The sequence below is a fragment of the Psychrobacter faecalis genome, from assembly GCF_016107575.1.
Lineage (GTDB): Bacteria > Pseudomonadota > Gammaproteobacteria > Pseudomonadales > Moraxellaceae > Psychrobacter > Psychrobacter faecalis.
Genome location: NZ_JABAST010000005.1, coordinates 107,780 through 118,607, shown reverse-complemented (window position 1 = coordinate 118,607; position 10,828 = coordinate 107,780). Strand labels below are relative to the sequence as shown.

Below are 10,828 nucleotides of genomic sequence, written 5' to 3'. Positions count from 1 at the left end.
AAACCACAAAAATATCCCAAAAAAAATACCAGTCAGCGTTAACTGACTGGCATTAATCCTTTGGATGCAGTTTTTTTATGAAATAGCCTTTAAAAACAGCAAAGGCAATGCCCAATTATTAAAGTCGTTTTTATCCTTATCGCTAAAGATAAAAACGAGCGCTAATCAGCTGTTTTGCTTGATTTTAATAGCATCTACAATCCCCTAAATAGACAAAAATGTGTTAAAATAGCTTCTTCAATTAAACGTTATTTCTAACAAAAACCGTATCGCCATTTTCCTATTGTTTAGCCTGTTTGATAACGCTTTTTATAGTCTGTATATCATGGATAATGACGCTTTTTAGCGCCTTTATTTTTGTACAACTATCAGCATTTTTAACCGAGCCAAATACTAGAAAAAGAATGTGAATAAAGGAGTGTATATGAGCGACTCGATCAGTCCTATTGCCATCGTGGATGAATTAAAGCAGTCCTATCTGGATTATGCGATGAGCGTGATCGTCTCGCGCGCGCTGCCTGATGTGCGTGATGGGTTTAAGCCAGTGCACCGCCGTGTGATGTACGCGATGCATGTGTTGTCCAATGATTATAACAAACCTTATAAGAAATCAGCACGTGTGGTCGGTGATGTCATCGGTAAATATCACCCGCATGGTGATAGTGCGGTCTATGATGCAATTGTACGGATGGCACAGGACTTTAGCTTGCGTTATCCGATGGTTGATGGGCAAGGAAACTTTGGTTCGATTGACGATGATCCACCGGCGGCGATGCGTTATACCGAAGTGCGTATGACCAAGCTGACTCACCAAATGCTAGCGGATTTGGATAAAGATACGGTCGATTGGGAAGACAACTACGATGGCTCTGAGCGTATGCCAAGCGTCTTGCCTGCGCGTATTCCAAACTTATTGGTCAATGGCGCAACCGGTATTGCGGTTGGTATGGCGACCAATATGGCACCGCACAACCTGACTGAGGTGATTAATGCCTGCTTAGCGTATGCCGAAAACCCGCAAATATCAGCCGAAGAGTTGATGTCGCATATATCAGGGCCTGACTTTCCTACCGGCGGTGTGATTTATGGTCGGGCGGGTATTTTAGACGCTTATCGCACGGGTAAAGGCCGCTTGCATGTACGCGGTCGCTATATCATTGAGCCAATGAGCGATACGGGCGTCAACCGTGACCGTGAGCGCATTGTCTTTACCGAAGTACCTTATCAAACCAATAAAGCCAAACTGATTGAGCGTATTGCTGAGCTGGTACGCGACAAAAAAATCGAAGGCATTACGGAGATTCGTGACGAGTCTGATAAAGACGGTATGCGTATCGCCATCGATTTGCGCCGCGGTGAAACGGCAGAAGTGATTGTCAATAACTTGTTCTTGCAAACGCCGCTCGAATCTAGCTTTAGTATCAATATGGTGGCGCTTGATAACGGTCAGCCAAAGCTGTTGACTTTGCGTCAGCTAATTGCCGCCTTTGTCCGCCATCGTCAAGAAGTGGTGACGCGTCGTACTATTTTTGAGCTTAATAAAGCCCGCGTTCGTGGTCACTTATTAGAAGGCTTAACTGTTGCCTTAGCCAATATTGACGAGATTATTGCGACGATTAAAGCCTCTGCAAACCGCGGCCTTGCTCGTGAAAACCTACTCAATAATACGTGGGGTTCAGGCAGCGTCGTTGCGATGCTAACTGCGGCAGGTAGCCAGTCGGTACGTCCAGACTTCATCGAAGGTGAAGACCCAAAAGCGCCGTTTGGTCTGATTGACAATCAAGAAAGCTATCGCTTATCCCTTGAGCAGGTCAATGCCATTTTAGACATGCAGCTGCATCGTCTGACGGGGCTTGAGCAAGACAAATTGACCGAAGAATACCAAGATTTATTACGTGAAATCGCTCATTTAGAGTCAATTCTTGGTGATTTTGATAAATTAATGACCATTATCTCAAACGAGATGATTGAGATTCGTGAAAACTTCGGTGATGAGCGTCGTACCGATATCATTGATTCCCGTATGGACTTTAATCGTGAAGATCTGATCCCAGAGCAAACCGTTGTGATGACGGTATCGCGTACGGGCTATGCAAAAACGCAGCCGATTGACGATTATGTGGCGCAAAAGCGTGGCGGTAAAGGCAAATCTGCAACCGCGATGAAAGAAGACGATGTGATTGATCACTTAGTTGTGACCTCAACGCACGCAACGGTATTGTGTTTCACCGACACAGGCCGTGTATTTAGCTTACGTGGTTTTGAAGTGCCGATTGCCAGCCGCGGTTCGCGTGGTCGTCCGCTAGTGAATTTGATTGGTTTAAATGCTGATGAAACGGTCACCACGATATTGCCAATACCGCAAAATACCGCGGATGTGAGCGGGCATTTTGTCTTCTTTGCCACGGCAAATGGTACGGTTAAGCGTGTTGAGCTTGAACAGTTTGCCAATATTCGCTCGAACGGTTTGATTGCTGTTGGCCTAGAAGATGATGATAAATTGGTCAGCGCCCGTATTACCAATGGCAGTCAAGAAGTGATGTTATTTGCTTCGAGCGGTAAAGCCATTCGTTTTGATGAAAATGATGCGCGCGTGATGGGCCGTACTGCTAAAGGTGTGCGCGGTATGCGTCTGGCAGCCGATGAATTTATCAAATCGCTGGTGGTTATCGAAGATGATGTGCGCGAAATCCTTATCGCTTGTGAAAATGGCTTTGGTAAACGTACCTTTGTCGAAGAATTTAATACTCAAAATCGCGGCGGTGGCGGTGTTATTGCTATCAAAACCAGCGCCCGTAATGGCGCCTTGGTTCGGGCGACCAAGGTTGAGCCTGAAGACGATATTATCTTAATCTCTGATAAAGGCACGCTGGTTCGTACGCCCGTTGAACAAGTGGCAAGCTCGGGTCGTAATACCCAAGGCGTTACCTTGATTCGTCTGTCAAAAGATGAAAAACTGGTGGCCATGGCGTGCGTTGAGAACGAAGAGGGCGACGACGAGTTGGTCGAGGCGATGAAAGAAGATGGTACTTTTGGCGTAGAGGGTCAAGAACAAATCGATATTGATGCCGAAACTGGCAACAGCGCGACGACCGACGTCAACGATGTTATCGATATTGCCAATGACTATACGTTAGATGATGAAACGTCAAATGATGTAGCTGATGAAAACACCGACGATGACGAGTAACCATATCAGTTGTTAGCTTTTTAGTTTAGTGAGTAATACTGCTCTAGAATAAGCCTCTGACGTCATCGTTGGAGGCTTTTTTCTGAGCGCTGTTTATTCTTACAGCGTGTTTTTTAGCTTTTAACTTTGTATGCTTAGCTTCTATAAAATTATGATAAATAATATCTATTAAGCGCTATTTTTTAAGGCCGTTGTTATGCTTACGACCAATCAAACTTTTCAAGGAACGTTAGCCGCAATATCATCGAGTTTTTTATTCTCGATGATGTTTTTGTTTGGGTTATTTATGCTGCCCTTGACAGGAACACAGGTAGCATCATGGCGCATATTGATGATGCTGTTGAGTTTGCTTATATTGGTCAGCTTTACTAAGCAGTGGCAACATGTCTTTGACTATTTAAAAACCTTAAAAACGCCAAAAGAATGGCTGATATTTATCTTGCCGACGCCGATTTTGGGTGGGCAAATTTGGCTATTTATGTGGGCGCCGGTCAATGGCTTTGGGCTTGACGTCACTTTGGGCTATTTTTTATTGCCGCTGGTGATGATCATATTGGGGCGCTTTTTTTACTATGAGCATATGAGCGCGCTACAGTGGTTAGCGGCACTGTTGGCCGCTTTAGGTATCGGTCATGATATTTGGCAATATGGCACCATCTCTTGGGTTACGTTGTTTGTCTGCTTGGGTTATCCGCCTTACTATCTGCTGCGGCGTAAGCTTGCCGTACCGCCGATTACTGGTTTGTTGTCAGATTTGACCTTGCTGACGCCAGTGGTACTTATTATGTTATACAGCAGTGGCGGCTTTAGCGTGGCGGCACAAAACATGAAGTTTTGGTATTTATTACCGCTGCTTGGCGCGTTTAGTGCGCTTGCGATGTCATTGACCATGATTGCGAGTAGTAAATTACCCGTCTCGTTATTTGGTGCCCTAAGTTATGTAGAACCAATGCTATTGTTTGTGTTATCTATCACCGTGTTAAACCAGAGCATTGAGGAAGGCGGCTCGTTATTTATGTACGGCATGATTACGCTGGCGCTATTTATTATGATTGCTGATAGTGTGATGGGTTATCTTCGTCGCCGCCGCGACAACCATTTGCATGGCTACCGCGAGCCACAAGTGGGCGGTTTTCCGCCGCGTCGCCGCTTGATAAATTACCGTATCGATGGGGTGTTAGCCGCACATCGTTTCCGTAAGATGCGTCGTTATCAAAGGAAACTCGATAGCATACAGCGTAAAATCGAGCAGCTTGATAGCAAATAAATCTTTACATGTATGGCAAATGAATAAACCTGATTTTTAAATGAACAGACGGGTTAGGCCAATGTATTGCGTATCTATGCCGACTTTGACATAATGCTGAGCATGAGATACAGAAGCGTTTATCTTAATTTTATTTAGTTAAAGGATATAGTCACAGCACTTTTAAACCGCTACGGTGTTGCCCACCCTAGATGTACTCAATGTACTATCTGCGGTCGGTCACCTTGTAGCGATTCTAAAATTCCTTGACTATAGATAAAAATTTCTATCAACAATAGAGCTGATAGACAAAAGGCCTCCGACGTTCGCGTCTGAGGCTTTTGTTTTTTTTCAAAATTGCCAAGGACGTGCGCTTATTTTTAAAGGCAATTGTTATGCTCCTCACCAATCAGACGTCGCAAGGCACCATCGTTGCAGTCGCCGCAAACTTTTTATATGCAGGGTTGTTTTTATTTGGTCTGTTGATGCAGCCGTTATCAGGGACACAAGTTGCTGCTTGGCGCGTGCTGATGATGCTACTCAGTTTGGTGTTACTGGTCAGTGTGCTGAAACAGTGGCAGCATATTTTTGATTATTTAAAAACCTTAAAGACGGCAAAAGAGTGGTTTTTATTTATCATTCCCACGCCGATTTTGGGTGCGCAAATCTGGATATTTATGTGGGCGCCGGTCAATGATTTGGGGTTGGAGGTGACATTAGGTTACTTTTTATACCCGATGATTATGATTGTCGTGGGGCGCTTTTTTTATAATGAAGACATGAGCTTGCTGCAATGGCTTGCGACCCTTTGTGCGGCGCTCGGTATTGGCTATGATGTGTGGCAATATGGCAGCATTTCTTGGGCGACTTTATTTGTCTGTTTGGGTTATCCGCCTTATTATCTGCTGCGGCGTAAGCTTGCCGTACCGCCCATCACCGGACTTATCTCGGATTTGGTATTATTAACGCCGGTGGTGTTGGTGATATTATACTTAAGCGGCGGTTTTGAGCTGGCGTTCGCGACCGATAAGTTTTGGTATCTATTGCCGCTACTCGGTATTATTAGTACGGCGGCGATGGCGCTGACCATGGTTGGCAGCCAAAAGCTACCCGTGTCGCTATTTGGCACGTTATGCTACCTTGAGCCGATATTTTTATTTATATTTTCCATCACCATTTTGCACCAAAGTATCAATGACGGCGGCTCGCTGTTTATGTATGGCATGATTGTCATCGCGCTGCTGATTATGATTGCTGATAGTGCGCTTGGCTATTTGGCACGTAAGCGTCACGACCGCCTGCAAGCGTACAATGAGCCACAAGTCGGCAGTTTCCCGCCGCGCCGCCGCCTAAAAAATCGCCGTATTAAAGGGGTTTTGATTGCGCATCGCTTTCGTAAAATTAGAAAATATCAGCAAAAAATAGATAAGATAACGCGTAAAATTGAAGAGCTACATGCCAAATAAAACTGTCCTGCCAAGAAGCTAAATTAAACTTAGCAGATGTTGTTTTTCATTATATTTTTCGTTATTGCTCTACATAGTTTCTGTATTAAAGGGCGATTAATTGCGCTATTATCGACAATAAGGGCGCCTTGCTCAATCATGTTTCGTAACGTTCAATTGTGCTCAATAAAAGTCAATAGTGAAGGGCGGGCGTAGCCTATTAATATATGTCTTATTTAAGATTATCGCTTATTCACATTATAACTAGGATGGTTTATGTTACATCTTCATCATTTAGCAAACTCACGCTCGTTTCGTATTTTATGGCTATTAGAAGAGCTTGGACTCGATTATAAATTGACCTGCTACGAGCGCAACAAGGCTTATCGCGCCCCAGACAGTTTAAAACAAGTACATCCGCTCGGTCATGCGCCCATATTAGAGGTAAACGATCGTGCGCTCGTCGAGTCGGGATTTATCATTGAGTACTTGATTAAGCATTACGATAAAGAACGCCAATTCAAGCCTGCTGATGACAATGAAGCGGCATGGGATGCTTATACGTTTTGGCTACATTTTGCAGAAGCGTCACTCATGCCGCCATTGGTCATGCGTCTGGTCTTTACCAAAGTGGTTGAGCAATCGCCGATGCTGATCAAACCTGTGAGCAAAAGCATTCGCAATCAGGTGGAAAAAAGCATGATTAGCAAAAGTTTGGATACAATGCTGGCCATGATGGAGCAACATCTGCAAGATAATCATTGGTTTGCAGGCGCAGAGTTCAGTGCCGCGGATATTCAGATGCATCTTGCGGTCGTCGGTGCCAATGCGGGAGCAGGTTTAGATAGCAGTAAATATGCCAATATCTTAAACTGGCTAAAACGCTGTGAAGAGCGCGACGCCTTTAAACGTGCAGAAGAAAAAGGTGGGCGTTTAAAATTTTAGATGCAGCACACTTCATCATTAATAAATGACTGAATTCATATTAAAATAAAGGTTTTGTTTATTTATAGACAAAACCTTTTTTAGGATAAAAAATGACAGACTTAAATAAAACAAACAACCAGAAGACGGATGCTGGTGCGGTTACCGAACAACCCATTAATATGGCTGAAGGTCATAGCAATAACCAGCAAGTCTCTATCAAAGCGTGGTCACAAAAGCTGCTGGTAGTACTCCTATGTCTTGCGAGCTTTTATGGTGGCTGGAAATCCTATGAATCTAATATGGTCAATGAATGTACGGCCAATGGCGGTAAAATGATTGAGGGTCAAAGAACCATGCTATGCCAGTCTTTATAAAGTCGTCTTTATAAAAACATCACTATAAGAACGTCGCTATAAAAAGTATTTAGATAAAGAGTTTGCCTATGTTAAAGCTTACCTTTTTGGGCACCTCAGCGGGCGTGCCAACCAAGCAGCGTAATGTTACCGCATTAGCTGTTGAGTCTCTTAATCCCTATGCCTCAAACACCCAAAACACGACTCAATCTAAAAAATCACGGCCTTGGGTGTTGGTTGACTGCGGCGAAGGCACACAGCAGCAGCTCTTACATACTAAGTTATCTTTACATCAGCTCCAAGCAATTTGCATCACTCATGTGCATGGCGACCATTGTTATGGTCTGCCAGGGCTACTAGCGAGTACAGCAATGTCAGGTCGCCGTGAGCCGTTAATCATCGTTGCGCCAAAAGCAATCGCCACGTTGCTTGAAGCGGTAACTTTGACGACAGAGCTATATTTTCCATTTGTTATTAACTTTATGGCGATAGAAGATTTGCTCTCTGAATCAGATGAGGGAAATAAAACTCAAGTAACGATTACACTAGACAATCAGCATCAGCTGACGATAGGTATTTATCCTTTATCGCATCGCGTGGCCTCTTATGGCTTTGCCATCACCCAAACTATCAGCCGCCGTGCGCTGAATACTGATAAATTGACAGCCGATGGTATTCCAGCAAGCGCGCTGTGGGGCAAGCTGCAGCAAGGCGAAGATGTTGTGACCGAAGACGGACGCACGCTTTATTCAGCCGATTACGTCGATAATAACAGTCAGCGCACAAAGGTTATGGTGGCGGGCGATAACGATACGCCAGAGTGCCTAAGTGCTGCGGTAGTCGATGCCGATTTGTTGGTACATGAAGCCACGTATACTCATGAGGTGTTAAATAAGATTCAGGCAAAAAATCCAGACTTTGATCCGATGCACAGTAGCGCGCAATCGGTCGGTCAATTTGCCCAAGAAAACAGCGTTAAAAATTTAATTTTGACCCATTTTAGCGCCCGTTATCAAAGATTTGATAATCCTCATAGTGATACGCCCAATATGGCGCATATCCGCTTGGATGCCCAAAGTGCTTATCAAGGCAATCTATGGTTAGCCGCTGACTTTGATCAATATATGGTGAATGGCGCAGCTGACTTAGTAAGCGCAGAAGAGGGGAGCCGCGTACAGTATCTAGGCTCTGCACGCGACAATCATTCATGACTTATAGTCATATTTAAGATTGATTGTCCTCAGCTGCTAATTGCATTTGTCCTATCCAGTAACGGCTAAATTGATAGGCCACGCGCCCCGAGCGGCCACCGCGCTCTGATGCCCAGCGTAACGCCGCTGCTCTAATGACGTCAGGCAGCGTATTATTTTCCTCTGCATGATGATTACTTTCTTTAACGTCATTCGCATTATCTAGCTTGCGGTTTGGCGAAAGTGATAAATAATGGCGCACAATATGTAAATACGTGTTTTGATCCATCGGGTGAAAGGACAACCATAAGCCAAAGCGATCAGACAAGGAGACCGTTTCGTCAATGGTTTCATAAGGGTTGACCTCGTCAGTCTGACCGTTATAAATATTGACATTGTCTTTCATCAACTGCGGCAAAAGATGGCGACGATTACTGGTGGCATAGACGAGTAGCTTGTCTTGCTCGGAATCCAGTGCGCCGTCTAACACACTTTTTAGCGTCCGATAACTTTCATCTTGACCGTTAAACGCCAAGTCATCACAGTACACCACATAACGGCAATCACAGTCCGCTGGTAGCGCATTAATCGCAGCGCGTATCTTATCAAGCATCCGCAGGTCATCGCGAGCGATTTCGATAATACGTAGCCCTTCGCTATGATAGGCTTGTAGCAGTGCCCGAATCAGCGATGACTTGCCAGCGCCGCGTGTGCCTGTCATCAGGACGTGATTGGCAGGATAGCCCTTTAAAAACTGGCGCGTGTTTTGTACCAGTTTTGCCTTTTGCGTATCGATACCATGCAAGTCATCTAAACTTAAAAACAAATTCACTGCCAACGGCTCCAGGTGCCCTTGTTGACCGCCAACCCAACGATAAGCAAGCTGGGCAGGATCAATCTCGATAGTTGGCGTGACCTGCTCTTGCAAATACTGCTCAAGTAAATTTAATACATGGTCGGGTAGGGCGTAATTCATAACAGGCGTAGTAGATTGGGGCATAATACATAGTCGCTTATAATTTAGTTACTTATAATCATAAAAATGGCAGATTGCCTATTACATCTATCAAGTACATGCATCGAGGCAGCACTTATCATGAAAAATAGTGCCAGTAATCAAGCTGCAATTCAAGCAAAGCCAAAGCAAGACTTGGCAAAACAAACGTTGCAAACGGATGCGCAGCAAATTCTGCCTGTATTGACCATAGCATTCTTGGACTTGAAGTATAATAAGATAACACATCAGCGTATCAGTCAGCAGAGTGTCACTAATGTGCTTGAATATCAAGGTTTAACACGCGCCAAGCATCCCCAGTTTGGTGAGGCCATGATGAAATGGCAATTAAGTACCGATGCTCATCGATACGGATCTGATTTATCTTATGAGGCCGACGTTCTAAAATCTATCAATCAGTTCTCGAACCATCAGGGTAGATTTTCTTCTATCGCGCCGCCGCTATTAGCCAGTCATCATTTACAGCTACAAGTATTAAATAACAGTCAAACACTCACCATTGTTGTTATGCCAAATTATGCCAACGGCAGTGTCGCGCGCTATTTAAGGCAAAGCCTGACTGCCGAGCAAAAGCAGCAATTAATCATTCAAGCAGCAAAACTTATTGCCAATTTGCATCACATAGGTTGGCTGCATAATGATATTAAGCCGAGTAATATTTTGCTAGATGCTTTCGTGCCAAATCATAGGGCTATTGGCGGTATCGTACCTAATTTATTATTAACTGATTTTGCTTTGGCAGAACCCATTAATAATGGTATTACTCAAATAAATAAGAAAAATAGTACGGAAAATAATGCTGGCACGCCCGCTTACCTTGCCCCTGAACGCTGGCAAGGGCAAGGCGCAACGCTGCAAAGCGATATTTATGCGTTTGGGATAATGCTATATGAAATATTGGCAGGCGAGCGACCGTTTAAGATTGATAATCCGAGTGGTGCGCCGTTAAGAGAATGGGCGACTCAGCATTGCCAACAGCCAATTGCAACATTGCCGTTAGAGTATAGGCGCTATCAACGTATCATCAATAAAGCGTTGGCGAAGAGAATTGAAAAACGTTATCAAAGTATGGAAGAAATCGTGATGGATTTAGAAAGGTTATAATCATGAACGCTAAATGCTAGACACAAAAAAACCTGCTAAAAAGCAGGCTTTAATATTTGGTCTAAGATGTACTATCCGAAAATGGTGGGGCTGGAGAGACTCGAACTCTCACACCTTGCGGCGCCAGAACCTAAATCTGGTGCGTCTACCAATTCCGCCACAGCCCCATTTTCGTTACTCTATCATCAAAGGCAGTTAAATTCAAATGCCATCGAGATAGTTAACTGATTCGGTAGTGCGTCTCAGTGGTTGGCTATTATATAGAGTTTGAATCGTTTGGCAACCCCTATTTGCGATTTTTTTTTAATTATTTAGCAATTATTTTCGATGTATTTCATAAAATACTGATATTTATAGG

At 44.1% G+C, this 10,828-nt stretch carries 8 protein-coding genes and 1 tRNA gene; 7 read left to right on the top strand and 2 right to left on the bottom strand.

The genetic code is table 11. The features are described from left to right. Positions 1 to 424 precede the first annotated feature (424 nt). The 6 genes from gyrA (at position 425) to JFC07_RS03050 (ending at position 8,372) form a co-directional block, all read left to right on the top strand. Positions 425 to 3,190: a DNA gyrase subunit A gene (gene gyrA, locus JFC07_RS03075; protein ID WP_198328095.1), complete on the top strand. Its 2,766-nt coding sequence runs from the start codon at positions 425 to 427 to the stop codon at positions 3,188 to 3,190. 196 nt (positions 3,191 to 3,386) lie between these two features. Further along, the gene (gene rarD / locus JFC07_RS03070) at positions 3,387 to 4,457 is read left to right on the top strand and encodes an EamA family transporter RarD (protein WP_198328094.1); all 1,071 of its coding nucleotides are present in this window, start codon (positions 3,387 to 3,389) and stop codon (positions 4,455 to 4,457) included. Between the two features lie 374 nt (positions 4,458 to 4,831). After that, entirely contained in the window at positions 4,832 to 5,902 is a 1,071-nt protein-coding gene (rarD, locus tag JFC07_RS03065) for an EamA family transporter RarD (protein WP_198328093.1), read from the top strand. A 255-nt stretch (positions 5,903 to 6,157) separates the two neighbouring features. Continuing rightward, complete coding sequence (locus tag JFC07_RS03060; protein WP_198328092.1) at positions 6,158 to 6,826, top strand: glutathione S-transferase; 669 nt, start codon at positions 6,158 to 6,160, stop codon at positions 6,824 to 6,826. A gap of 92 nt (positions 6,827 to 6,918) precedes the next feature. Next, a complete protein-coding gene (locus JFC07_RS03055) occupies positions 6,919 to 7,182 on the top strand; it encodes a hypothetical protein (protein ID WP_068404591.1) in 264 nt (87 codons plus the stop codon). A 68-nt stretch (positions 7,183 to 7,250) separates the two neighbouring features. Then, complete coding sequence (locus JFC07_RS03050) at positions 7,251 to 8,372, top strand: MBL fold metallo-hydrolase (RefSeq protein ID WP_068404589.1); 1,122 nt, start codon at positions 7,251 to 7,253, stop codon at positions 8,370 to 8,372. A 13-nt stretch (positions 8,373 to 8,385) separates the two neighbouring features. Here JFC07_RS03050 and JFC07_RS03045 read toward each other — a convergent pair whose 3' ends face one another. Continuing rightward, the gene (locus JFC07_RS03045; RefSeq protein WP_082894271.1) at positions 8,386 to 9,351 is read right to left on the bottom strand and encodes an ATP-binding protein; all 966 of its coding nucleotides are present in this window, start codon (positions 9,349 to 9,351) and stop codon (positions 8,386 to 8,388) included. Between the two features lie 96 nt (positions 9,352 to 9,447). Here JFC07_RS03045 and JFC07_RS03040 point away from each other — a divergent pair, with 96 nt between their 5' ends. Then, positions 9,448 to 10,470 (top strand): serine/threonine-protein kinase, encoded by a 1,023-nt coding sequence (locus JFC07_RS03040; RefSeq protein ID WP_068404586.1) that lies wholly within the window; start codon positions 9,448 to 9,450, stop codon positions 10,468 to 10,470. An 82-nt stretch (positions 10,471 to 10,552) separates the two neighbouring features. On the opposite strand, the gene JFC07_RS03035 is transcribed toward JFC07_RS03040, so the two are convergent. Next, positions 10,553 to 10,637 (bottom strand) — tRNA-Leu (locus tag JFC07_RS03035). Positions 10,638 to 10,828: the final 191 nt, after the last annotated feature.

What these genes read in the sequence shown, in the direction of transcription:
- gyrA (WP_198328095.1), top strand. Translation starts at nt 425, where the DNA reads ATGAGCGACTCGATCAGTCCTATTGCCATCGTGGATGAATTAAAGCAG.
- rarD (WP_198328094.1), top strand. Translation starts at nt 3,387, where the DNA reads ATGCTTACGACCAATCAAACTTTTCAAGGAACGTTAGCCGCAATATCA.
- rarD (WP_198328093.1), top strand. Translation starts at nt 4,832, where the DNA reads ATGCTCCTCACCAATCAGACGTCGCAAGGCACCATCGTTGCAGTCGCC.
- JFC07_RS03060 (WP_198328092.1), top strand. Translation starts at nt 6,158, where the DNA reads ATGTTACATCTTCATCATTTAGCAAACTCACGCTCGTTTCGTATTTTA.
- JFC07_RS03055 (WP_068404591.1), top strand. Translation starts at nt 6,919, where the DNA reads ATGACAGACTTAAATAAAACAAACAACCAGAAGACGGATGCTGGTGCG.
- JFC07_RS03050 (WP_068404589.1), top strand. Translation starts at nt 7,251, where the DNA reads ATGTTAAAGCTTACCTTTTTGGGCACCTCAGCGGGCGTGCCAACCAAG.
- JFC07_RS03045 (WP_082894271.1), bottom strand. Translation starts at nt 9,351, where the DNA reads ATGCCCCAATCTACTACGCCTGTTATGAATTACGCCCTACCCGACCAT.
- JFC07_RS03040 (WP_068404586.1), top strand. Translation starts at nt 9,448, where the DNA reads ATGAAAAATAGTGCCAGTAATCAAGCTGCAATTCAAGCAAAGCCAAAG.